The 24,254-nt window shown below is 58.9% G+C and carries 22 protein-coding genes; 14 read left to right on the top strand and 8 right to left on the bottom strand.

What is annotated here, in order from left to right; genetic code table 11:
- Positions 1 to 254: 254 nt before the first annotated feature.
- The gene (locus tag AAA021_RS07320) at positions 255 to 1,028 is read left to right on the top strand and encodes a hypothetical protein (protein WP_349088659.1); all 774 of its coding nucleotides are present in this window, start codon (positions 255 to 257) and stop codon (positions 1,026 to 1,028) included.
- Between the two features lie 186 nt (positions 1,029 to 1,214).
- Positions 1,215 to 1,421 (top strand): hypothetical protein, encoded by a 207-nt coding sequence (locus AAA021_RS07315; RefSeq protein ID WP_238022794.1) that lies wholly within the window; start codon positions 1,215 to 1,217, stop codon positions 1,419 to 1,421.
- Between the two features lie 109 nt (positions 1,422 to 1,530).
- Here the strand turns inward: AAA021_RS07315 and AAA021_RS07310 are convergent, their stop codons facing one another.
- Positions 1,531 to 2,445, bottom strand: coding sequence for a ketopantoate reductase family protein (locus AAA021_RS07310; RefSeq protein WP_349088658.1), 915 nt, complete (start codon positions 2,443 to 2,445; stop codon positions 1,531 to 1,533).
- Between the two features lie 480 nt (positions 2,446 to 2,925).
- Here AAA021_RS07310 and AAA021_RS07305 point away from each other — a divergent pair, with 480 nt between their 5' ends.
- From AAA021_RS07305 to AAA021_RS07280, 6 genes are all read left to right on the top strand, one after another.
- Positions 2,926 to 4,116 (top strand): aldo/keto reductase, encoded by a 1,191-nt coding sequence (locus AAA021_RS07305; protein WP_215693590.1) that lies wholly within the window; start codon positions 2,926 to 2,928, stop codon positions 4,114 to 4,116.
- Positions 4,117 to 4,206: 90 nt separating this feature from the next.
- Entirely contained in the window at positions 4,207 to 5,226 is a 1,020-nt protein-coding gene (locus AAA021_RS07300; RefSeq protein WP_349088657.1) for a Gfo/Idh/MocA family oxidoreductase, read from the top strand.
- Between the two features lie 167 nt (positions 5,227 to 5,393).
- Positions 5,394 to 6,260 (top strand): deoxyribonuclease IV, encoded by an 867-nt coding sequence (locus AAA021_RS07295; protein ID WP_349088656.1) that lies wholly within the window; start codon positions 5,394 to 5,396, stop codon positions 6,258 to 6,260.
- Between the two features lie 147 nt (positions 6,261 to 6,407).
- Entirely contained in the window at positions 6,408 to 7,268 is an 861-nt protein-coding gene (locus AAA021_RS07290) for an ABC transporter substrate-binding protein (RefSeq protein ID WP_148345627.1), read from the top strand.
- Positions 7,269 to 7,386: 118 nt separating this feature from the next.
- Complete coding sequence (locus AAA021_RS07285; RefSeq protein ID WP_229055681.1) at positions 7,387 to 8,748, top strand: amino acid ABC transporter permease; 1,362 nt, start codon at positions 7,387 to 7,389, stop codon at positions 8,746 to 8,748.
- 12 nt (positions 8,749 to 8,760) lie between these two features.
- Positions 8,761 to 9,513, top strand: coding sequence for an amino acid ABC transporter ATP-binding protein (locus tag AAA021_RS07280; protein ID WP_006234381.1), 753 nt, complete (start codon positions 8,761 to 8,763; stop codon positions 9,511 to 9,513).
- Between the two features lie 117 nt (positions 9,514 to 9,630).
- On the opposite strand, the gene AAA021_RS07275 is transcribed toward AAA021_RS07280, so the two are convergent.
- Together AAA021_RS07275 and AAA021_RS07270 are read right to left on the bottom strand one after the other, a co-directional pair.
- A complete protein-coding gene (locus AAA021_RS07275; protein ID WP_349088654.1) occupies positions 9,631 to 10,050 on the bottom strand; it encodes a flavodoxin in 420 nt (139 codons plus the stop codon).
- A 46-nt stretch (positions 10,051 to 10,096) separates the two neighbouring features.
- A complete protein-coding gene (locus AAA021_RS07270) occupies positions 10,097 to 10,801 on the bottom strand; it encodes a DUF3793 family protein (protein WP_349088652.1) in 705 nt (234 codons plus the stop codon).
- 174 nt (positions 10,802 to 10,975) lie between these two features.
- Between AAA021_RS07270 and AAA021_RS07265 the strand changes: the two genes are divergently transcribed.
- Positions 10,976 to 11,359 (top strand): heavy metal-associated domain-containing protein, encoded by a 384-nt coding sequence (locus AAA021_RS07265; protein WP_349088650.1) that lies wholly within the window; start codon positions 10,976 to 10,978, stop codon positions 11,357 to 11,359.
- Positions 11,360 to 11,631: 272 nt separating this feature from the next.
- Positions 11,632 to 14,184, top strand: coding sequence for a hypothetical protein (locus AAA021_RS07260; RefSeq protein ID WP_349088649.1), 2,553 nt, complete (start codon positions 11,632 to 11,634; stop codon positions 14,182 to 14,184).
- Here AAA021_RS07260 and AAA021_RS07255 read toward each other — a convergent pair.
- Positions 14,181 to 14,606, bottom strand: a complete 426-nt coding sequence (locus AAA021_RS07255) for a hypothetical protein (protein WP_349088648.1) — start codon at positions 14,604 to 14,606, stop codon at positions 14,181 to 14,183. The genes AAA021_RS07260 and AAA021_RS07255 overlap by 4 nt on opposite strands.
- Positions 14,599 to 16,116 (bottom strand): DNA repair protein, encoded by a 1,518-nt coding sequence (locus AAA021_RS07250; RefSeq protein ID WP_349088706.1) that lies wholly within the window; start codon positions 16,114 to 16,116, stop codon positions 14,599 to 14,601. The genes AAA021_RS07255 and AAA021_RS07250 overlap by 8 nt, the downstream gene beginning before the upstream one ends.
- A gap of 224 nt (positions 16,117 to 16,340) precedes the next feature.
- On the opposite strand from AAA021_RS07250, the gene AAA021_RS07245 reads away from it, so the two are divergent.
- Positions 16,341 to 16,865 carry an iron-containing alcohol dehydrogenase gene (locus AAA021_RS07245; RefSeq protein ID WP_229066775.1) on the top strand — a complete coding sequence of 175 codons (525 nt, stop codon included), beginning with the start codon at positions 16,341 to 16,343 and terminating at the stop codon, positions 16,863 to 16,865.
- A gap of 199 nt (positions 16,866 to 17,064) precedes the next feature.
- On the top strand, positions 17,065 to 18,759 hold the full coding sequence (gene pgi / locus AAA021_RS07240; protein ID WP_035138859.1) for a glucose-6-phosphate isomerase: 1,695 nt from the start codon (positions 17,065 to 17,067) through the stop codon (positions 18,757 to 18,759).
- Positions 18,760 to 18,900: 141 nt separating this feature from the next.
- On the opposite strand, the gene AAA021_RS07235 is transcribed toward pgi, so the two are convergent.
- The 3 genes from AAA021_RS07235 to AAA021_RS07225 all read right to left on the bottom strand — a co-directional run bounded on the left by AAA021_RS07235 (position 18,901) and on the right by AAA021_RS07225 (position 21,769).
- The gene (locus tag AAA021_RS07235; protein WP_349088647.1) at positions 18,901 to 20,205 is read right to left on the bottom strand and encodes a VirD4-like conjugal transfer protein, CD1115 family; all 1,305 of its coding nucleotides are present in this window, start codon (positions 20,203 to 20,205) and stop codon (positions 18,901 to 18,903) included.
- On the bottom strand, positions 20,198 to 20,815 hold the full coding sequence (locus AAA021_RS07230; RefSeq protein WP_022094432.1) for an ATP-dependent Clp protease proteolytic subunit: 618 nt from the start codon (positions 20,813 to 20,815) through the stop codon (positions 20,198 to 20,200). Before AAA021_RS07230 ends, AAA021_RS07235 begins: the two co-directional genes overlap by 8 nt.
- Positions 20,816 to 20,878: 63 nt before the next feature.
- The gene (locus AAA021_RS07225) at positions 20,879 to 21,769 is read right to left on the bottom strand and encodes a hypothetical protein (RefSeq protein ID WP_349088646.1); all 891 of its coding nucleotides are present in this window, start codon (positions 21,767 to 21,769) and stop codon (positions 20,879 to 20,881) included.
- Positions 21,770 to 22,544: 775 nt separating this feature from the next.
- On the opposite strand from AAA021_RS07225, the gene deoC reads away from it, so the two are divergent.
- Entirely contained in the window at positions 22,545 to 23,219 is a 675-nt protein-coding gene (gene deoC / locus AAA021_RS07220) for a deoxyribose-phosphate aldolase (protein WP_349088645.1), read from the top strand.
- Positions 23,220 to 23,368: 149 nt separating this feature from the next.
- Entirely contained in the window at positions 23,369 to 24,211 is an 843-nt protein-coding gene (locus AAA021_RS07215) for a Cof-type HAD-IIB family hydrolase (RefSeq protein WP_349088644.1), read from the top strand.
- Positions 24,212 to 24,254: the final 43 nt, after the last annotated feature.

Below are 24,254 nucleotides of genomic sequence, written 5' to 3'. Positions count from 1 at the left end.
TCAAGGCGCCTGTGCGAACAATGGTTGCACAGGCGCCTTTTTTGCATAGAGCGGGTGCAAAAACAGGGTTTTTGGCATGCTTTATGCAATCGAGATGTGGAAAACTCCTGTTAAGAGGATGTGAGTTTTACGCAATTGACGTGCGCCTTTTGAGTAAAACCGCAGGTCGCGATTTGCTCGGGGTACTATGCAGCGCGATCGAATCACACGCAGCTCAAACGCAGCAAAAACGCACTACGGAGGTTTCTAGCTACATGAGGATCGATTCACGAAAACCGAAAGCCGCCGCCCTTTCCGCCGCTCTGACCGTGGCACTTTTGGCGGGCGCCGGTGCAACCGATGCCCACGCGGCAACACTATCCGATACGGTTGGACCTACGCCGTCCGAGGCGACGCTGGTGCAGCCCGTTGACTATCGCGGCGATGGTTATGGTTCCATGCAGGAGTGGAACGCCTCGATGGAGGCCAAGCGCGATTCCCTTGAGATGCGCGCTCAGATCATTATGAATATGTATGGCGACTATGCTACCGATGACGAGCGTGCTGTGCTGCAGGGTTGCATCGACGGTGCGGGTAGCCTGTTGACGATGGGGGAGGTCGACGCCAAGTCGACCGAGCTCGATGAGCTGCGCGCTGCGCTTGAGGATGCCAAGCGCGAAGCGCTCGAGGCTGCCGCCGAGGCGGAGGCTGCCGAGGCCGCCCAGGCTTCGTACTACAACGCCGGTTACACTCCGTCTTACGCGTCTGCCGCGTCCTACGCGAACGGATCGGGCCTGACGCGCTCTGCGGGTGTCAATAACTACAACGGGCGCCGCGAGACCTATTACAGCAGCAATGTGCTTTATCACTATCGCACGGGCGAATGGACTCAGGATTCTGAGGGCTTCTGGCGCGATTCCGACGGCTATTACGTTGTTGCCGCGGGCGATATGGCCCAGGGCTCGACCTTTACGGGCTCCAAGGGTGATTGCAAGGTCTATGACTCCGGCTGCGCTGCCGGAACCACCGATTACTACATCGGTTGGTAATTTTTCTGCATCACGGATATTTGGCGGACGGGCGTCTTTACCGAGCTTTAGGGCAACGTAAAGACGCCCGTTCTATGTATGCGTTTGAGTTAACAGAGCCCTTACCGTGGCGGTACGCTGGGCGTATGGATGCGGGGCACACTGGTTCTTGAGAAATAAGGTCTTTCTCTTGGAGGAAGTGGTCTTGTGAATGCTCGAGATATTGCCGTTGCCGCCGTCGCGTTGATGCTTGGCTGCCTTGGTCCCACGGCCGCGCTCGTCGCGGGCATGCAGGGGACATGCGGGGCTGCTCCTATCGTGGTCGGCGCGCTGATCGCGGCCACGCTGCTGGGAAGCGCAGGCGTGGTTCTTTGCCGCGACGATGAGGACGAGGTGCCGGGGTCGCAACGCTAACTGTTGTGAGATCGGCCGCCGGTCATAGACGAAGATGAAGGCCGCCGCAGGGGAAAGGTTCCCTTGCGGCGGTTTTGCTGTTAAGGCTGTTGAATGCGGCGCGTCGGCGCTACCAGCTTTTCTCGATATCGCGGATGCGCCGATAGAGCCACTCGTTTTGCGGTGCCTGGATATCGTGTTTGGCTGCGAGGCGGCAGATGGTGCCCGCGAACTCATCAACCTCGGTTTTGCGCCTTGCGATGCGGTCTTGAGCCATCGAGGGCATACCGGCGGGGTCGATTCCCTCGATGAGGTGCATCATTTGCGTCAGGTCTGCCTCGGTCAGTTCAACGCCCTCGGCGTTGGCGACCGCAAGCGTTTCGCGCATGGCGGAAACAAAGCAGCGACGCTGCTCGGAGCCCGGCTCCGTGGCGCTTCCGTAGGTCCCGCCGTAGGCCATGCAGGTCTGGTTGATGCCGTCGTTGAGCATGAGTTTGGCCCACATGCGGTGGGCGATGTCGTCCTCGACGGTATGGGCGATGCCGCAGCGCGTATAGAGCTCGTCGATTGCGGTGATGGTTGCGGGGTTCGTGCCGGCCGCCGCGCCAAAGCGGATTTCGCCCGCATTGGTAAAGGTGAGCGCGCCGTTGAGAAACACGGCGTCCATGCCCTGGCAGATACCAAGAACGGTATGCTCCCAGCCAAAGCATTCGGCAATCTTTTGCTCGCTCGTAATGCCGTTGCACAGCGAGGCGATGAGCGTGTTGGGTCCCACGACGCGCTCCATAGTCTTGAGTGCTTGGTCGAGACCGGTGGTCTTGACTGTCAGGATGACCAGATCGGCGGGCGTCGCCTCGCTGGCACGGACGGACGTGAGATCGCAGGGCTTGCCGTTGACGGTGAGCGCGTCGTTCGCGTGACGCTCAAAACGGGTGTCATCCATAACGTATTCGACGGCGTCATTGCCGAGGGCCTTGGCAATCATGCTGCCGTAGAGCAGGCCGACGCCGCCCTTGCCGATAAAGGCGACCTTGTTGATCTGCATGTGAATCATCTCCCCATGTAAAAGGCGCCCGCGTAAGGGGCGCCTGATGGATTGTATGCTGCCAGGGTGATTGGTGGGTGCGCGGGGCGGCTGTTATGAAAAAGAAACTATTGCGCTGTGCGCTTATGCCGCGGGGCAGACCGCAAAGACGCGGGCGGGGTATCCGACGCCATCGCGGACCTTGGGGAAGGTGCAGAAGATGACGGCGCCTGTGGCGGGAAGCTCGTCCAGATGGTCCATGACTTCGATTTGATGGCGGTCGACCGAGAGGATGTATTGCTCGCCGGGGTAGGGGTAGGCGTCCTCGCACGTGGTGATGCCCGGCTCCTTTCATCGGGCTTTTTGCTGATGTTAAAGCGGTGCCGTGACGGCTCGATTTCTGCTGCGTTACGATACGTTCTCAATTGCGATTCCGATGTGTTTCGATGACGTGACGGGTTTGTTTCGCCTTGTCAGGGCTTCGATGGGAGGGGAGGGGCCGTGCAATACCGCGTTGACCCTAAAAGTGGTAACCGAATATCCGCTCTGGGTCTGGGCTGCATGAGGTTTCCCGGTGCGCCGGGACGTCCGGATGCGAAGACAGCCGATGCCATCATTTCCCGTGCGGTGGAGCAGGGGATTAACTACCTGGACACGGCCTATCTCTATCCCGGCAACGAGGCGTGCGTGGGTGCGTCGCTTGAGCGCCTGGGCTTGCGCGACCAGGTTTTGCTCGCAACCAAGCTGCCGCATGCTTCGTGCAAATGCGCGGAGGATTTCGACCGGTTCTTCGACGAGCAACTGCGTCGCCTACGGACTGACCATATCGACTATTACCTCATGCACAACATTACCTCGCCCGCCCAGTGGGAACGTGTGGTGGCGTTGGGCATCGAGGACTGGATCGCGCAGCAAAAGGCTGCAGGGCGTATTCGTCAGATAGGCTTTTCGTACCACGGCAGCGCGGCGGACTTCCTTACGATGCTCGATGCGTATGAGTGGGACTTTTGCCAGATCCAGTACAACTACGCTGGAGAACGATATCAGGCGGGAACGGCGGGGCTCATGGCCGCCGCCGAGCGAGGTCTCGCGGTGTTTGTGATGGAGCCGCTTTTGGGCGGACGCTTGGCAGGCAAATTGCCTCCGCGGGCGCGCGCTGTTCTCGATGGTGCATGCGATCGGCATTTGCATACGCCTGCCGCTTGGGGGCTCTCGTGGGTGTGGAATCATCCCCAGGTGACCATGTTGCTTTCGGGTATGACCGATACCGCGCAGGTGGACGAGAATTCGTCACTGGCAGACCTCGCGTTGCCGAATTCGATGACGGCCAACCAGCTCGACACGATTGCGCGCGTGTTGATGGAGTTTGAGAAATCGAACCGTGTGCCCTGCACGGGATGCGGCTATTGCATGCCGTGCCCTAAAGGCATCAATATCCCTGGATGTTTTGCCGCCTACAACGCAAGCTATGCGCACAGCTGGTTTACGGGGCTGTCTCAATACTTTACGGCGAGCGCGGTGCGCACAAGCGAGCCCAAGTTGGTGAGCAATTGCGTCAAATGCGGCAAATGCGCGCGGCACTGCCCGCAGCACATCGATATTCCCGAGCGTCTCGACGATGTGCGCCGACGTTTCCAGCCTGGTCCCGTGACGGCGGTGCTTAAGGCCTTCGGCAAAACGCGCTCCTCATGACCCTTTTATAACTTGCGGTGGAATAGTTCCTGTTTGCGGCAGAATAGGGGCCAAACAGGAACTATTTCACCGCAACTGAAGGGGGCTGTCGTGGGTCATCGAGATTCATGTGATGATTTGCGTGAGGTTCGTTGGGGCGTTTTAGGCGCCGGGCACATTTCGCATCGATTTGCATCGTCGCTCAAGGAGGTGGACGGGGCACGGCTTGTGGCTGCGGCCGGCCGCACTCCTGCACATGTCGAGGAATTTTGCCGAGCGTTTTCGATCGATGCTGCGCATGGCCATGCCTCGGTCGACAATAACGGCGACGCGGCTTATGGCGCGCTGATTGCCGACCCCGATGTCGACGCAATCTACTTGGCTCTTCCGCATGGCATGCATACGCGTTGGGCCTGTCGCGCGCTGCGCGCCGGAAAGGCCGTGCTGTGCGAAAAGCCGGCCGTTTTGAGTGAGGAAGAGGCTCTCTCGATTGCCTCCATCTCTCGCGAGCGCGGCGCGCTGTTTATGGAGGCGATGAAGAATCGGTTTTGCCCGATGCGCACTCGCGTGAAGGACTTGCTTGCGTCGGGTGAGCTTGGCCGTATTGTCTCGATTGAAAGCGTGCAAAAGCTCGATTACGGCGAGTCTCCTTCGGGCTATCTGCTTGATCCGTTGCAGGACGGCTGTCTATATGACATGGGCTGCTATGCGGTCGGTTGGTTTGAGGATTTGCTCGCGGGCGCGTGCGAGGTTTCGTCCCGTGAAGTTCGCTGGCGTGACGTATCGGGCGGTCGCGTCGATTGGGCCGACGAGATCCATATGAGCGTCGGCGGTATACCCATTCATATGGTGTGCGACGGCAAAGCAACATATGAAAGCCGCTTAACGATTGCCTGTGAGCGGGGTTCGTTGGAAATCGAGCGTCTCCATCGCCCCGAGCTCGCCCATGTGAAGTACTCCGACGGGCGAACGCTCGAAATAAATGCCCCGTTTGAGGTCGATGATTTCTACGGCGAAATCCAGCATGCGACGCAGCTCATTCAGGCGGGGAAACTCGAAAGCCCCATCATGTCCCTAGCCGCCACGCAGCGCTGCGCGCACATCATCGATGCAATCCGTCTAGCCCTCTAGGACTTGGCGCTGACGCGTAGGGGATCATGACGCCGGCGCCCGTGGTGCCTGGCGGCCCACATCTCTGATGCCCCTTTTATAACTTGCGGTGGAATACGGTCTGTTTGCGCCAAAATAGGGCACCAATAGACCGTATTTCACCGCAACTGATGAGGAGGGAGCTGGAGATGCTGACGATCGGGTGTCATCTTTCGACGACGAAGGGCTATCGGGCAATGGGGGAGACGGCGTTGTCCATTGGCGCCAATACCTTTGCGTTCTTTACGCGCAACCCGCGCGGTGGCAAGGCAAAAGAACTTGACATGGATGACGTGGCGGCTCTGCGCGAGCTTATGTCGCAAAACGACTTTGGACCGCTGGTGGCGCATGCCCCGTATACCTACAACCCCTGTTCTGCCAAAGAGCGGGCGCGCGAGTTCGCCTTGGAGGCTATGGCAGAGGACCTGCGGCGCATGGAGGCGCTGCCCGGCAACTACTACAACTTCCATCCCGGTGCGCATGTGGGGCAGGGCTCCGACGCCGGCATTCAGATGATTGTCGACGCCCTGTGTCAGGTGATGTTTGAGGGCCAGCAGACGACGGTGCTGCTCGAGACCATGTCGGGCAAGGGCACCGAGGTGGGCCGCAGCTTTGAGGAACTGGCGCTCATCATTGAGGGTGTTGCCGGCAAACGCCCCGAGCTGTCGGCCAAGCTGGGCGTTTGCCTAGACACCTGCCATGTGAGCGATGCCGGCTACGACATCATCCATGATCTGGACGGCGTACTCGACGAGTTCGACCGCGTGGTGGGTATCGATCGCTTGCATGCCGTACACATCAACGATTCGAAGAACTCTTGTGGCGCCCATAAAGATCGTCACGAGTGCATCGGCAAGGGATACCTTGGCAGTGAGGAATTTGGTGGAGGTATGCAGGTTATGCAGAATATTGTATCGAATGGCCACTTGCGTTCGCTGCCGTTTATTTTGGAGACTCCGAACGAACTTGCAGGTTATACAGCTGAAATTAGACTATTAAGGTCATTGCAGCAGTAATGACTGTCACAAAGTAGAGTATTCCATTCACGTTATGGGTTTGTTTCAATCAGTTTTCTCATTGCAGATTCGTAATTCCGGGTGCATAATAGCCAACAGTTTTTGCAGACCTCTGAATCAAACGAGGTCACCGGAAGGAGACTGATTATGAAGCTGAAGAAGCTTGGCGCATTTGCCGCCACGGGTGCTATGGCGCTCGCCCTTGCTCTGACGGGCTGCGGTTCGTCCAACGCCACCTCTGGTTCTGATGCCGGTTCCAGCAGCTCTGACGACGCTAAGGTCGAGAAGGTCGACGGCTCCAAGGAGTACGCGCTCGTCAAGGACGGCACGCTGACCGTCGGCACCTCTGCCGAGTACGCGCCGTTTGAGTACAAGGATGACAACGGCGACTACCAGGGCTTTGACCTTGAGCTCATCAAGGCTATCGGTGACAAGCTGGGCCTGGATGTCGAGTACGTCAACAATGACTTTGACACGCTGGTTCCGGGTGTCGCTTCGGGCGCCAAGTACGACGTCTCCATCGCGGCTATCACCGACACGCCCGAGCGTGAGAAGGAAGTCACTTTCTCCGATTCCTACTACATGGACGATCAGGCTATCGTGACCAAGGTCGATAACACCGACATCACGGCCGACAACTACAGCGAGAAGCTCAACAACGCCGACGCTACCATCATCGTTCAGTCTGGCTCGACCGCCGAGTCTTTTGCCCAGGAGAACTTCCCCAAGGCCAAGATCGTCCCCTACAAGGACGCTACCGAGTGCTTCAGCGCCCTGCAGTCCGATAAGGGCGACGCCGTAGTCACCAACCGCTCCGTTGCCAGCCAGCTGACCGCCGAGCAGTTCAACACCTGCCAGACCATTAAGCAGATCAGCACCGGCGAGGAGTACGCCATCGCCATCAACCAGGGTAACACCAAGCTCAAGGAAGACATCAACCAGGCCATCAAGGACCTGACCGACGACGGTACCATTGACGCCCTCATGGCTAAGTACAACATCAAGTAAAATAGCTACTTGATTGCTCGCGGGCCCTTTCCGTTTTGGCGGAGAGGGCCTTTGCGCTTCTCTTGACGGAGAGCGTTTCCGTCTCGTTTTGCCGGCAACTTCTACGATAGGAGCCACCTTGTCTCGACTGAACAAAGGGGCCGCGGAGCAGCGTTTTCCACTGCCCGCCTTGCTCCAAAAGCTAGCCTGCGCCATGGCCGTGGCGCTCGCGCTGGTGTGCGCAGGGGCATATGCGCCCACGACCGCCCAGGCGCTTGAGACCGCAAAGATTACCGCCCGACCCAACACTGGTTCGGGCAGCGCTGTGGTCGGCGGTACCGAGACGCGCATTACCTGGGAGGTCCAGGCCGATGCCGACGAGGAGCTGAGCGGTCTTTCGCTGACGTTTGTCGACGGCACGACGTTTGGTACCGATGACACGCGATTGACGATGCTCTCGGGCGAGGACCTCATGGATCGTACGCCCATGAAGCCCACGTGCAAGGCTGACGGCCAGACGCTCAAGATCGACTTTGGCGAGACGGCGCCTGCCGGCGGCTTTTTCCGTGTCGAGGTTTACGGCGTGACCTTCCCCGTCGAGGGCGGCGATGAGGCCTTTAGCGGCACCTGCACTTTGGCCGATGGCTCGACCAAGAAGATCTCCAAGATTCCGTCGGTGGAGATCAAGGGCGTGACGGCATTCGATAACTTCCTGGCCGATCTTAAGGAGCAGCCGTGGGTCGAGGCCTGGAACTCCAATATGTTCCTGCGCCTGTTCTTAAACCCAGTCATTTTGGTCCAAAGCCTGCCGATCGTCTTTAAGGGCTTCCTTATGTCGCTCTCGATCGTGCTTGTGGCGTTTCCGCTGGCAATTCCCTTTGGCTTTGCCTTGTCGCTCATGCGCATCTCCAAGTCGCGCATCCTGCGCTGCCTCGCCGGCATCTATGTGAATATCATCCGCGGTACGCCGGCGTTCCTGCAGATCTATATCGCGTTCTTCGGTCTGCCGTTGGCCGGCGTCAAGGTTGATGACTACGTGCTTGGCGTTATCGTCATGGCCATGAACTCGTCTGCGTACCTATGCGAGATCTTCCGTGCCGGTATTCAATCGATCCCCAAGGGCCAAAACGAGGCTGCGCGTTCGCTGGGCATGAACGCGTTCCAGACGCTGCTCTATGTCATGATTCCGCAGACGTTCCGTAATGTTTTGCCTACGCTGACCAGCGAGTTTATCTTGCTTTACAAGGATACGTCGCTGCTTGCCGCCGTGGGTGTGGTCGAGATCGTCATGAACGCCCGTACCATCGTGGCCACGACGGGCTCCATTACACCGTACGTGGTTGCCGCCCTGTTCTATCTGGTCATCACCCTGCCGCTCGCTCGCTTGGTGAGCGGTCTTGAGGCGAGGCTTTTGGGCACGGCCGAGACCAAGAAGAAGCGTCCCGCCAAGAGCGCCGGACAGGTTGTCGCGACGCCCGCCGATCACATCGCCGGTCTGTAAGGAGGTCCTATCATGAGCGAAACCAATAACTCGAACGAGGTCGTCGTCAGCATCAAGAACCTCCAGAAGGCCTTTGGGGACAACGTGGTCCTGCGCGATATCGATCTGGATGTGCACAAGGGTGAGGTCGTTGTGGTCTTGGGCCCCTCAGGCTCGGGCAAGTCGACGATGCTTCGCTGCATCAATCGCCTGGAGCATCCCACGAGCGGCTCGATTGTCGTCGAGGGCGTGGATGTGTGTGCCAAGGGCGTCGACCTCAACAAAGTGCGCACGCACCTGGGCATGGTGTTTCAGCAGTTCAACCTGTTCCCGCACCTGTCGGTCAAAAAGAACGTCATGCTTGCGCAGCAAAAGGTGCTCAAGCGCAGCAAGGAAGAGGCCGAGAAGATCGCCGTCGAGGAGCTGACCAAGGTCGGCCTGGCCGAGCGCATCGACTTTATGCCGAGCCAGCTCTCGGGCGGCCAGCAGCAGCGCGTGGCCATCGCCCGCGCCCTGTCGATGAACCCGCACGTGATGCTCTTTGACGAGGCCACCTCGGCGCTCGACCCTGAGCTCGTGCGCGACGTTCTGGGCGTCATGCGCGACCTGGCGCACGACGGTATGACCATGATCGTCGTGACGCACGAGATGGGCTTTGCCCGCGATGTCGCCGACCGCGTCGTCTTTATGGACGGCGGCGTCATTGTGGAAGAGGGTACGCCGAGCGAGGTCTTCGACCACCCCAAGAGCGAGCGCACCAAGGCGTTCTTGGGCAATATCTCGTAGCCGCTTTATATGACTGACATAGCAGAAAACGGGAGCCGGATGTGATCCGGCTCCCGTTTTTGTTGGGACGCGAATGTGTTTTGTTGCAATGCGCGTTGCAGGCGGAGCTCATTGCCGCTAGGCGAGCTCGGCTCCAAGGGCGCGGCAGGCCGCTTCGCTCTCATCATCGGGGGCGTCGTAGCAGATGACGGAATCGACGACGTTAACACCCGCCTCGTCGGCGTCCGCCTTCCAGTTGTCCATCCATTCGCCCTCGGCCCACGAATAAGAGCCAAAGAGGACGACCTTCTTGTCGCCGAGAGTCTCCTTGACCTCGTTCCACATCGGCTGGAACTCATCGTACTCGAGTTCCTCGGAGCCCATGGCGGGGCAGCCGAAGGCGAAGGCGTCGTAGTCGGCGGCCCTGTCGGTAGAGAAGTCGGCGCAGGGGATGACCTCAGTTTCGGCACCCGCGGACGTGGCGCCTTCGGCGACGAGATTTGCCATGACCTCGGTGTTGCCTGTACCGCTCCAGTAGACGACGGCGATCTTGCTCATGTTGAGTCCTTTCAGTTGTGCGGCAGGTTGCCGCGGCTTCTATGTTCTATCGGGTTGCCTGGGCAAGTTGCGCCAGGCTGCAGCCCTGCTGATAGACAAAGGTGAGGTATTGAGTGCAAGCGCGGTAGGCGTCAAACATCGCAAGCGCTTGCTCGACATTCGTGTAGACCTTCCAAGCTCCAAAGACCTTGTAGTTCTCGCCGCGCTGGGCGATAAACTCGTGCACGTCGTCGTAGGGATATCCGAGGAAGTAGCCTATTTCGTGCGGAAACTCGCAGGTGCAGTTGTTGCTGCAGCTAGCTTGCTGGGGTAGTGCGCATCGAGTCTGGCTACAGGCGCATTCCGCGACGTTATTGCTCGCGAGCGTGATGCGTGATGCCAAATGCACAAGGCATGTCGAAAGGTCTCTCGTGTCGTAGCCTTCCGAGGCGAGCGCCGTTTGGGCGCGAGGGTCTGCGAAATAGGTGGTGAGGCTTTTGGCTCGGTACATATACACGAGCGCTCCGCAGGGCCGCCAGACCAAAACACTCAGGTGGATACCGAACGGGTCAAGCTCGCGATTGCACTGGGCGATAACGTTGAGCAGGCGTGCTCGGCGCTCTGCGATGGTTTCGGTTGCGACCGAGCCGTCCCCGTGGGCGTAGGTGCCTGGATAGGTAAAGAGCGATGCCGGCTTGATGCCCGCGAGCGTGGGAGAGCAGTTGCGCACGACTGCCGCCTGAAACGTTGAGATGTCTATGGTTCGAGTCACGGCGCTCCTTACGGATCTAAACTGTTAGCCTAGGAAAACTTATACACGAAAGTAAGCCATGGTCAACAAAAAAGTTTGAAGAGGGAAACTAATTGACCGAACGGACATGAATTTGGGTTAAGATGGGGACACCCCATGGGGGTATCTAGATAGTGCTACTTGAAAGGGGAACGCATGAGTGACTTGCTCAACTCTGCGAATCTCATCGTGCTGGCCGTCATTGCCGTCGGCATGTTTTTTGGACTGCGTCGCATTGCCGCTTCGACACACGGGAAGAGTTGCTGCAGCGATGGTGCGAGCGGCAAGAAGGCCAAAAAGGTTGTTGTGGTGGATACCGACGAGTCCCACTACCCCTATCGTGAGGAACTCCTTATCGGCGGCATGAGTTGCGACGGCTGCGCCCGGAATGTGACGAATGCCCTCAATGCGCTTGATGGCGTGTGGGCTACGGTAACGTACGCGGACCACACGGCACGCGTGCGCTCGAAGCGCCCGGTTGATCGCGACACACTCGAGACGGCGGTGAGGGGTGCGGGCTATTACGTTATGAAAATGTAGGCGTTGCCCTCTCCGGTGGGTACCAGCCTCCTGCCCATTGTGACTATCGGCATCCAAAAATTTGCGCAAAAATAACCTTTAGATGCGGCAAAAGTGGAGTTTGGTGACGGTTTGCGCGGAATTCGCTACCAATCGAGCATCTATGAACCCGTCAAAAAAATTACAGGTGTATATTTATACACTGATTATTGCTGTGCTCAGATTGCAATTAACCGTGGACAGAAATGAAGAATGCTAAAACTGGGCTTTAGGACAGGGGAGGCTATAACCTTATGAGATGGGTGGGAACACTTGGCTTGGTGGCAGCGCTTGCCGCTATCTTGGTATCGCCGCTGCCGGCGCACGCCGAAGACGCATCGGGTGCCGTTACCTACAATGCGGGAAATGGGTATTCCTTTGAGAAGCTCTCGCATCCTACGGTAGGAACGTCGCAGCCGGATGGCATCGTCGACTACCAGGGTAACGGTGCCGTTGCCGTTCCGGGCGCCGATGGTAATACGGCCAACAACGAAGGCGATCGCGGCCAGAGCTACACTTGGGCGGCTGCGAGCTATGGTGACTGGCTTTATGTGGGCACCTGCTATGCGGCGATGGGCAACACGCTGACGCTCATGAACAGCACGCTGGGCGATTCCTTTGATGTCGAAACCATGCGCCTGACGCTGGAGGCCATGTTTAACGGTACCTTCTTCTATGGACAGCAGAAGGAGGACGGCACGGCCGACAAGGACAGCGGTGGCATCTTGGTCAAGATCAATACCAAGACCGGTGAGACCAAACTGCTACTCTCTGAATCGCTCAACGGCGTCGCTCCTTTGTTCCGCAACGCCGTGAGCTATAAGGGTAAGCTCTATTTCTGCGGCAGCGTCAGGACCAATGACGGCAAAGGCGGCCTGCCTGCTGTATACGAGATCGATCCTAAAACGGATGAGTGCAAACCTGTCTATCGGGGCCTTTCGAGCATGCAGGATTACGGTGCTGCCTACAAGCAGGGCATTTCTACCGGTATCCGCGGCATGTGCGTCCATGATGGCCAGCTCGTCATCAGCAATGTGGGTAAAGATGCAGCCGGTAAGTTTGTGGCGACGATCTTGACGTCGTCTGACCCCTCGAAGGGCCAGGACAGCTTCACCGAGATTGCCAACTCGGACACGCTGTTTGGCTATCCGGTGATTCGCTATAAGGACAGCATCTACGGCGGCGCCATTTGGGATATGGTCTCGTACAATGGCCATCTCTATGCGACCATCTGCACCGGTACGCCCGAGAACGCTCCCGATGATAATTCCATGCAGTCGTTTGCCATGGTCCGTGGCGACAAGAATGCCGACGGCAGTTATTCGTGGACTCCCATTGTCGGCGATCAGAAGACGGACGGTGCAAAGTACTGCTTTGGCATCGATCCTGCCCGTACCCGTTCTGGCGCTGCCAACCTCATCGTCTACAACGACTACCTCTATATCGGTGAATACAACGACGAGGAGATTGCCCTCGAGCGCATCCTGTTCAACAAATCCAACACCGAAGAGGGCGGTAAGAGCAGCATGGGCGGCGTTGACTGCTCGTTTGTGAATGCCAATCTTGAGCAGTCGGTTAACATCTATCGCATGGACAAGGACGAGAACATGGAGCTCGTCGTTGGCGATCGCACCGACATGTTCCCCGAGGGCGGTATTTCCGGCCTGACTTCGGGCTTTGGCCGAAACGAGAACCAGTACATTTGGCGCATGCAGAAGTTCGACGGCAAGCTGTATATCGGTACCTTTGATACCGCGAGCCTGCTTGAGCCGATCGGCCAGTTCTCCAATGGCGACATTATCGATATGACGCCCGAGGAGTGGGACTCTCAGGTTCAGCGCCTTAAGGACCTGCTCGATCACCTGCTCGACAAGAAATCGCCTGACGACCCCATCGTTCCCGTGAACACGCTTGCGGACGATGATTCAAACGAGGCCGTCGAGGTCGATGATTCGAACGAAGCTGCCGAGGTCGATGATTCAAACGAGACCGTCGATGTCGATGACGAGAAGACCGAGGTTGCTAAGGGCTTTGGCGATCTGAGCGATGCGCTGGAGGATGCCGCGGGCGGTCTTTGCGATCAGGCCGCGACGATGCCCCAGGACTTTGAGGACGATGCCGCTTATGTCCAGAAGATCGATGGCGAGATCGCGTACTTCAAGTCCTTTGCCGACCAGTATCAGGACATGCTCGATAGCTATGAGAGCCTTAAGCAGCAGTACGAGGATGCCTATGGCACCGAGCTGCCGAGCGATATTCAGGATGCGCTCGATAAGCTGCTGAGCGAGGAGAACCTCAAGAAGTTGCAGAGTGTCCTTACGTGCATGTGTTACCTGCGCGATGCCGAGCGCGGCTTTGATATGTATGTGACCGAGGACGGCGTGAACTTTACGACGCTGACGACTAATGGCTTTAACGATCCGTATAACCATGGTCTGCGCACCTTTGCGGTGACCAACCAGGGTCTGTGCCTTGGTACCGCCAACCCGTTCTATGGTTGCCAGGTCTGGATCCAGCGCAAGGAGAATTCGGAGAATCCGGTTGATCCCGGTACTCCGGATCCGACGGAACCCACCGATCCTTCGCAGCCGGGTGGCGGCGATCAGCCTGGCGGCAGCCAGACGGGTGGCAACGACCAGTCGAGCAGCACCACGACCACCGCCACGACGACCGCTAAGAAGACTCCGAAGGACGGCTCGCTGCCTCGCGCTGGCGACTCGACCCTCACGCTGGTCTTGGGATTGCTGGTTGCAGCTGCCGCAGTGCTTGGCATTGCTCTCGTCTTGCGCAAGCGTTCTCGTCGCTAGGCTCGACCACGCAGCTCGATGCCTTGGATATCGTCGAAGTTGATGGCGATATCCCTGAGTTTGAGCAGCTTGAATGCGGGTAATACTTCGTCGAGAATGCCCGTGCGGCTACGATAGCCGTACATATCGTAATAGGTGACGCGCACCAGGTCGCCGCGTTTGAGGCCCTCGAGCTTTTTCGAAAGTTCGAGGGCTTTTTCTTCCGTGAGCTCACGTTTTTGCTCGACGGTGATTTCCTGCTTGCGCACGAGTTCGTAGTATCCCGTGAGGGCGGCAAAGGGCATAAACTGTGCGGCGCGGTTGGCGCGCACGGCACCGTTGGCAGTGAGGTTGGGGTCGGCTGCGCGGCGTCTGCCCTCGGGGTCCGCCAGGCGCTCGAAGGCGGTCGGCGGGCGCATGGGCTGTTGTTTGGGTTTAGGCACGGTGTCCTCCAACTTGATCGTTGCGCTCGCGCGCGGTGGCGCCGGCGGTAAAGCTTAATCCCTTGACGAGCGCGTTCTTGCCGTACTTGCCTTTCACGGCCAGGACGGCGCGCGCCAGGTCGCGCTCGCGCTCATCGGCCTCGATATCGCTGAACAGATCGATGGTGGCAAATTCCTCGGGCACAAGATTGCTAAAGCCCAGGTTGATGCGCTTGACCGGTCGTTTGGGATCGACAGTCTGCGCCCAGAGCTCATCGAAATAGCCCATGATCTTCTTAAACGAATTGGTACGCTCGGGCAGCTTGCGCGAGGCGTTGGAGTGCGCAAAGAGCGCGGCATAGCCACCACGCGGTTTGCCACCATGCTCTCCCACAAAGATGCCATCGATTGCCTGCGCTTCGCGCACCAGGCGGCGCCGTTCGTCATCGCGCTGGACGGGCTTGGGAGCACGGGGCGCGAGCTCGGGGCCGGCGGTTGCGGTGGGTTCGATGCTCGACGTACTCGAGCGCAGGTGTCCGCATCCGTCCACATATTGTGCAGTACCGCTGGCATCAAGCCTGCGTATGTCGGCGCGCTCGCTCGCGTAGCCCACAAAGAGCGAGATGCTGTCGCAGACCACGTGCTTATCGATCAAGTCCAACACGGCGTTGTCGACCATCTCGCGCAAGACGGTGTAGGCCTGCTCGTAGGCATAGCCCTTCGAGAGCACCTGTCCTGTGGTGGTCGAAGTTGCTTGCGGGCGATAGGCTTGGATATCGGCGATGGTTGTCGGCTCGCGTCCGAAGGCGTGGTCGATGAGATACTCGGCATTGACGCCGAGCTCGTCGTAAAGCAGGTTTTCGTCGAGCGCCGCGACGCCCATCAGATCGTAGACGCCGTATTTTTCGAGTCGTGCTGCCATGCCGGGGCCGATGCCCCAGATATCGGTGATGGGACGATGGGGCCAGATTTCCTTGCGAAAGGTCTCATCGTCGAGTATGCCGATGCGGCTGGGTACGTGCTTGGCGGTGATATCGAGTGCAACTTTGGCCTGGAATAGGTTGGGGCCGATGCCGACCGTCGCCGTGATGCCGGTGCGCGCCAGGACCTCGTCGCGCAACATGCAGGCGAAGCCTTCCGCATCGGTGTGATAGAGGTCCAGATAGGGTGTCACGTCGATAAAGCACTCGTCAATTGAGTAGACGTGAACGTCTTGCGGACTGACGTATTCCAGGTAGATACCGTAGATCTGCGCCGACACCTCCATGTAGTGCTGCATGCGCGGTACGGCCTTGATGTAGTCGATGCCGTCGGGAATCTCGAATAGGCGGCAGCGGTTGTGAATACCTAAGTCCTTCATGGCCTGCGTGATGGCGAGGCAGATGGTCGTGCGTCCGCGCGATTCGTCGGCAACGACTAGGTTGGTGGTGAGCGGATCGAGCCCACGGTCGACGCACTCGACGCTGGCATAAAACGTCTTGAGGTCGATGCAGATATAGGTGTGACGCTCGTGCCCCACGCGTCCTCCCATCAAACACATGTTCTTATCGAATATCTGTTCGATAATACCCGCTCGTCCGGACATCGTCAAAACCTGTCAAAAAGGGACTGGTTTGTTTTGGTAGGTATGGTCGTGCGGTTGGATCGGGTTTTTAACGCAGCTCTAAAGAGTGCGAAACAGCTCGGAAAACCTTGCTTCGTAGCATGAGCCTAACGATTGATACCGCCTATGCGCACGGAAGGGTTGTGGGAAAGATGGTCAATTACGGGTTTGGTATGCCGACGCGCCTTGTTGTGGATGGAGACGTGGCTCGCTGGTGCGGACGATTGGTCGCTCACTACGGTGGCACTAAGGCGCTGGTCGTGTTGGGCGGTGACAAGCATACGCGCGATGAGCTTGTCTCGGCGGCACTTGGCTCGCTTGATCGAGCCCTACTCGAGCGCGTACTTTTCCGCTGCGGCTCGGTTGGGGGCGACGGGGGAGACGAACTGATCGACGAAGCCGTGGCCCTGGCGACCGACGAAGGCGTGGACTTTGTCCTGGCGATTGGCGATGCCGATACTGCTGGCTTTGCGCGCGAGCTCGCGCGTCGCATGGCTGCGCTCGATGCCGGCGAAGACGGTTTTGTCCCTTATGGATGCATTCTCTCGGAGGGCAAGGCGCCTGCTGTCGTGGGCACCGGTGAGGTTCCCGTTTTTGCCATTATCGCGCCCGAACTGCTGGAGGGCATCGGGTCTCCTCTGCGTGAGTTGCTCGGTAGCATCTGCGCCGCGGCCTAATATTTGCCATAAAAGGACGGGTTATTTTTGGTTGGTAAAGCGTTTGACCTGCCAAAATAAGCCTGTCCCTTTTTAATCGGTTGCCGTTTGGGGGCCGATTGGCAACGCTCGCTGATTGTAGTCTTGACCTGCGCTAGAATAGTGGCATCTGAATGTCCGGGCGCATGGAGGCGTGCGCCCGTATGCTGAGGAGGACTCTATGGCAACTGTTGCCGCACCTATCGATGCTACGTCGACTGCCGCTTGGAAGGCGCTCGAGGCTCATCAGGAGAAGCTCGAGGCCGAAGGTATCGACCTCAAGGCCTGGTTCGCTGCTGACGCCGACCGCGTGAACAAGCTGAGCTTTGACGCCGGTGACCTGCACTTCGATCTGTCGAAGAACCTGGTGACCGATGAGACCGTCAAGCTGCTGTGCGATCTTGCCCGCGAGGTGAAGCTCGAGGAGCGCCGCGACGCCATGTTCTCTGGCGAGCACATCAACACTACCGAGGACCGCGCTGTCCTGCACACCGCGCTGCGCCGCCCGGCAAGCGAGAAGGGCCAGCTCATCGTCGACGGCCAGGACGTCGTCGCCGACGTGCACGAGGTCCTCGACCGCATGTATGCCTTCGCCGAGCGCGTGCGCTCCGGTGAGTGGAAGGGCGTTACCGGCAAGAAGATCGAGCATCTGGTGTCCATCGGCATCGGCGGCTCCGACCTGGGCCCGGTCATGGCCTACGAGGCTCTGCGTCCCTATGCCGACGCCGGTATCGACTGCCGCTACATCTCCAACATCGACCCCAACGACCAGGCCGAGAAGCTCAAGGGCCTGGATCCCGAGACCACGCTCGTAATCATCGTCTCCAAGACCTTCACCACGCTCGAGACCCTCACCAACGCCCGCGAGGTCAAGACCTGGATGCTCGAGCAGCTCAAGGCTCAGGGCGCCATCGACGGCTCCGATGAGCAGAACGCCGAGGCCGTGGCAAAGCACTTCGTCGCCGTCTCCACCGCACTCGAGAAGGTCGAGGCCTTCGGTATCGACCCCGCCAACGCCTTCGGTTTCTGGAACTGGGTCGGTGGCCGCTATTCCGTTGACTCCGCCGTGGGCCTGTCGCTGATCGTCGTGCTCGGCCCCGAGCGCTTCCAGCAGTTCCTCGAGGGCTTCCACGCCATCGACGAGTACTTCTGCAATACCCCGCTCGAGAACAACGCCGTCGCGCTGATGGGCCTGCTCAATGTCTGGTACGTCAACTTCTTCGGTTCCAAGAGCCACGCCGTGCTGCCGTACTGCCAGTACCTGCACCGCTTCCCGGCCTACCTGCAGCAGCTCACCATGGAGTCCAACGGCAAGCATGTCCGCTGGGACGGCAGCGCCGTGACCTCCGACACCGGTGAGATCTTCTGGGGCGAGCCCGGCACCAACGGCCAGCATGCCTTCTATCAGCTGCTGCACCAGGGCACTGTGGTGGTTCCGGCCGACTTCATCGCCTTCGCCAATACCGCCAACCCTGCGACCGACGGCGGCCAGGATGTCCACGAGCTGTTCCTGGGCAACTTCCTGGCCCAGACCAAGGCGCTCGCCTTTGGCAAGACGGCCGATGAGGTTCGTGCCGAGGGCACGCCCGAGCAGATCGTCCCGGCCCGTTGCTTTGAGGGCAATCGCCCGACGACCTCGATCTTCGGCGACACGCTGACCCCGTTCGCACTCGGCGAGCTCATCGCCCTGTACGAGCACATCACGTTTGTCGAGGGCACGGTCTGGGGCATCGACTCTTACGACCAGTGGGGCGTTGAGCTGGGCAAGCAGCTTGCCAAGCAGATCACCCCTGCCTTCCACGACGATGCCGCCAAGGCCGAGCAGGACGCTTCGACCCAGGCGCTCATCGAGTTCTACCGTGCTCACCGCAAGTAGTCGCTGCTGTTAACGCATCGCGCCTTATAGCCAGGGGTCCGTATCCTATCGGATGCGGGCCCCTTTGCTTTGCCGTGGTCCCAGGGCGCACGGCCTTTGTGGAACATCGCCGGGGCGCCGCGCGCTGCGAGAACCCTGCGCCTAGATCTTGGCCTCCGCATGGCCTCGCTGCGCCTCGGGCAGCTCCCCGTAGAGCGGATGGTCTTCGAGCCTAAAGCGCTCGACCTGTTCGGGAGTGCGACCGCGTACAAAGAGCCACGAGCGATCGATCGGCGTCGCCATGAGCGTGCTGGGCAGCGCGTCGGCGCGGTCGGAAAACACCCGGGCACTCTCGGGATCCTGGAACGCCAGCACCAGATGCGTGTCGCAGTTGCCCATGATGGAGCGTGCGCGTGCCTCGCCATAGAGCGCATCGAGCTGGTTGGTCGACTGCAGCAGCAGCGTTGCCCAGATGTTGCGGCTTCGGATAATCGAGAGCACGTTGTCGATCTGGGGGATCTGCAGATTTGCGAAGTCATCGAGCATAAAGCGCACGGGCACGGGCAGGCTGCCGTCGGGCTGCCTATCGGCCTCACGAATGAGGCCCATAAACGCCTGCGAAATAAAGAGGCCGGTCAGCGGATCGAGATTGCGGTCAATATCGCTCACGGTTACAAACAGGGCGCAGGGGGTGTGTCCCATGGAAGCGAAGTCCACCTGATGGCACTCACGATAGAGCTGTGCCGCACCGTCGAATCCCAGACACATGACCTTTTCGGCAAGGATGCCGACGATGCTCGCGTGCATGCGCTCGGCATTTTGCGTAATGGCGTAGCGCCGCCATAGCGAGAGGGCATAGCTTTGGGGGTCGGTCGTGATCAGGTCGTCAAACAATCGACCCGTGGCACCGTCCTGCAGGTGCTCGATCAGCTTGATGACCGAGCTGATCGTCTGCTCGTCGGCGGGTAGCTGTTCGGTGACGTAGGCGATAAGACACGACAGCAGGTTTGCCGCCGCATGATCCCAAAAAGGCTGGTTGTTGTCCTCGATGGGACAGATGGCCTTTGCCACCGAGAGGATGTCCTGCTGGTTGGGCCTGCCGTCCGCCTTGCGGCGAATGTGCCTCAGGGGGTTGTAGCCGCAGCGCTCGATGCCGGGCGCAAGGGCCGGGACGGTGTTGAGGTCGGCGAAGTTGAGACATTGCACGCGGTAACCGTGGGCTGCCAGCACGGGTCCCACTTCGCGACAGAGCGTGCCTTTGGTGTCGAGCACGATGTAGCTTGCGTTCATTTGCAGCAGGTTGGGCTTGAGGACGTTTCGGGTCTTGCCGGCTCCCGAGGGGCCGATCACAAGTGCATTGTTGTTGAGTCCCGTTTGGCGGGTGTTGCAGGAAAGCGTTCGATCCTTGGCGAGGATGGTGGACGATGCGGACTCAGATGCGGCGAGGCGGCTGGCGAGGTTAGACATGGGCGACCTCCTTGGTGGTCGAGAGGATTTCGTGGGCAAAGCCGAGCTCGACGGCGCGCTCGGCCGAAAGGTAGGTGTCTTTTGCAGTGAGGGACTGGATGCGCTTGGGCGTGAGGCCGCTGCGGTCCGAGAGGATTTGCGTGAGGGTCTTGCGGGTCTGCATGAGACGCCGGCTGGTTTCCTGCAGCGCAAGTGCCGAGCCGCCTGCCCCCTGGGGGATCAGCGGGTCGTGAATCATGAGCTCTGCATGGGGCGCCATACGGCGATCGTCGCCGCCCATAAAGATCACGGCGCCCATGGACGCGGCGAATTCCAGGCAGACGGTGCGGATGGGGCACGATGCGAGGCGCATGGCGTCATAGATCGCAAGACCCGATCGCACGCTTCCGCCGGCGCTGGCGACAAATATGGTGATGGGGCGGCTGGGGTCGGTGGCATCGAGCAGGCGGATCTGCTGGCATAGGTCGTGGGCCATCGGGGTTTCGATATTTCCCATGACGGAGAGCTCGCGACGGGCGAGCATCTCATCGTAAATGCTGGTGAGCGTGATACCTCGGGCGGATTCACGCATGGTGAGGGGGCTGATGATGGGGGAATGATTGGTGTCCATGAGGACTCCTTTCTGTTGGTGGTGTTGTGGAATAGAGTCGCTGCCCGCGGAGGGGCTGGCGGGCTACAGGGTTCGTCCGAGCCTGAGATCGAGCTCGGTTGTGGGGCAGGCTGCCTGTCCGTGCGGCTCGCAAGCGCCAAGGGCTCCAAAGCGATGGAGCGTTGCGACGGGCGTGGTGTAGGCGAGCCGCAGCTGATGCTCGATAGGGGCACATCCGTCATTTTTGTAATGAGCCGCGTAGTACTGCGCGATGCTGGCGTTCATCTCGCTGCCATTGCGATGGCGCTCAAACTGGCGTCTGCAGGTCTCGATGATCTTTGCTACCGACTTGGGTGCCGTCGCGGGAACAAGGGCGAGATAGCCCTCAAATAGCTCGTTGATGTTCAGGAGGCACAGCAGGTCGATCAGCGTCCTTATGGCTGCTCCCTCGGCAGAAAAGTGCGCGGTCATGCGGTTATATCGGTTGCGGTCGACGATGGCCGCATGGGGTCTTGGAGTTTTCTGCCCCGTGGTCCCGGGCTTTTGCAGCACCTGTGTATTGAGCTCGACGTTGCAGCGCTTGAGGCCGTCCAACGGAAGGAACAGTGCGGTGCGCAGGGTGTTCCGCTTGCTTTCGAGTTCATGACGCTCGTCGGGTTCCCATTCGAGCTTGAGTTTCGTGTCGAGCGCCGTAAGCATATGGGCTAGGCAGCCTACGGTAAGAACGTACGAATCGTTGTCGCGTTTTGGGGCATAGGGGTCTGTCAGCTTGCGAATGTCGGGGTCGCCCATGATCTTTGTGCAGCGCTTCAGCAGTTGAGGGTGGTCGGCCAAGATCGTCGCGAGCGGTAGCGACGCGTAGTTCTTGATGGTCGCGGCGGCAAAGGCGGCGTCATATTCGTTTGCATATGCTCGCTCAATGCGGGCATCCAGAATGCTTTTCTTATCGCCGTCTTCAGCGTGGTGGTTTGTCATAGCTTCTCCAATCGGTTGATGTTCGTGCTGTTTGTTGATGTGTTGGTTGTCGTGAGTGATGTGCTTGCCGTGGGTAATGTGCTGACGTTGGGGTGCTATGCGGTTTTCAATGAGCCCGTGAGGCAGTTGCTGCAGGGGCGGGATGGAACGGCCCATGCAAGGCGGAAGGCATCGTGCTCAAAATCGAGACAGCAATGCCCTGGGTGCCTCACATGTGGCAGTTACCTCATTAAGTTGTCATTGCGTTTGGGGCTGTACTTTGCCGATCTTCCTTCTCTTACACGCTGAAAACTGAAACTGAATATGCTCGATCTACTTAAAACCGCAACGGCGGTCTTTTATCAACTTATATGTCGGAACGCGTCTTTGCAAGTACTTTTTTGCCTTTGTTTCAAATGGGGTGGTTTTGCAACCGTCATACGCGCGCTGTGCGAACGTGCCCCGGCTCGGATAAGATAGTGCAATCGAGTTCTACCGCGCTCACCGCAAGTAGTTTTTACGGCTGAGTTGGCTTATGCCGAAAGGGGCCCGTATCCCAACAGATACGGGCCCCTTGCTATTTAAATGGGCATGAGGGTGTATTGAGGGGGGGGGGATGTCTTGCTGTCGGCATCCGCGTGCGGTGCCATTCGCTGTCCGTAAATATACGTTTACGGCTAATTTCATACCACTTGTCGGAATGCGGACGCTGTCCTTGCATGTCGGGCGTACATTGAACGTGGTTTTTCGCGTGAAACCACGAATCGGTTGTCAGCCCCGAACAAGGAGGCCCAGCATGACGCTTGCCAAACCCATCAATAAATACATCGACTATATCGATGCCCCCGAGGACACGTTTGAGCAGTATGTCGAGAAGGCGTTAAAGTACAACTTTCGCTGCGTATTTGCGAACCTGCAGGAGTACGAGACGGGCCGCGCCATGCTCGAGGGCTCTGACATCATCCTTGCCGGCGCTATCGACTTTCCCCAGGGCACTATGACGCTTGAGGAGAAGCTTGCGAGGTTTGAGGAATACGCTGCGTGTGGCTTTACCGAGATTGACTACGTTTTGAATCAGGAGTCGGTCGAGAACCGCGATTTTGATGCCATCGAGCGCGAGATGACTACCATTGCTGATTTTTGTCGCGCGCATGGCATCACTGACAAGGTGATCGTCGAAATGTGCAAGCTGGACGGCGACGACGCCGCCAAGCGCCGTGTATGCGAGATCGCGCTGGAGGCCAAGCCGGGATTCCTTAAGACATCGACTGGCAGAAGCTTTGGCGGTGCTAAGCTCGAGGACGTGCGGCTGATGCACGAGGTGCTCGGCGATGCCGTGGCAATCAAGGCGGCGGGCGGTATCCATAATTACGAAGAGGCTTGCGCATTCATCGAGGCCGGCGCCAGCGCGTTGGGTGCCTCGGCGGGCATCGCGATCGTCGACGGCGCACCGACGGATGAGCGTCGCTAGCAGACGTATTTGACCTGAGCGATAAAGCTTCACGACTACGCGTCGTTCATGTTCGAGACAATTTGACTTTTTGCCCGTTGTAAACGGAGTCGCGATGGGTGTTCTGTATGATGGCTCAGACAAGGTTGTTCAATGACAGGGAGGCATATATGGCAATCAAAGCCATCGCGATGGATATCGACGGTACGCTCACCAACGACCAAAAGGTCATCAGCCCGCGCACGCGCGAAAAGCTGCTCGCGGCGCAGGAGTCGGGCATTAAGCTCATTTTGGCTTCGGGCCGTCCCGCATGGGGACTACATGCTCTGGCGCAGGAGCTCGACCTTCAAAACCATGACGGTCTGCTAGTCGCTTTCAATGGCGCGCATGTGGTCGACGCTCAGACCGATGAGGTTCTTTTTGACCAGGCCATGCCGGCTGACGAGCTGCACCGTCTGATTGATCACCTGCGTAATTTTGACGTGATTCCTATGATTTCGCTTGGTCGCGATCTGCACGTCGAGGATTCGTACCGCTGCATGATCACGCTGCCTGACGGCTCGCAGAAAAACATCGTCAAATACGAGCGCGATGCGTGCGATCTTAAGATCCGCGAGGTCGAGAGCCTGCATGAGGTCGCTGATGCTTATCCCGTGGACAAGCTGCTGACGGCGGGCGATCCGGCCTACCTGCAGGCGCATTACGAGGAGATGTATGCGCCCTTTAAGCAGACGCTTTCGGGCATGTTTACGGCCGACTGGTACTTTGAGTACACGGCGCCCGGTATCGACAAAGCCCGTGCGCTCGAGGGTGCCCTGCCCAAGCTCGGCATCGATGCCAGCGAAGTCGTATCGTTTGGCGACGGCCAGAACGACAAGTCCATGATTGAGTGGGCGGGTACCGGTGTTGCCATGGGTAACGCCGTCGATGAGGTTAAGGCGGTAGCCCAGATGGTGACCGCCAATAACAACGAAGACGGTATTGCGGTGGCGCTGGATAAGCTGCTGGGCTAGAATCGCCGATTAATGCATGGTTCGGGCGCCTGCTCGCGGGCGT

It is taken from the genome of Collinsella sp. CLA-JM-H32, assembly GCF_040098165.1.
Lineage (GTDB): Bacteria > Actinomycetota > Coriobacteriia > Coriobacteriales > Coriobacteriaceae > Collinsella.
This window is presented reverse-complemented; position numbering and strand designations above follow the sequence as displayed.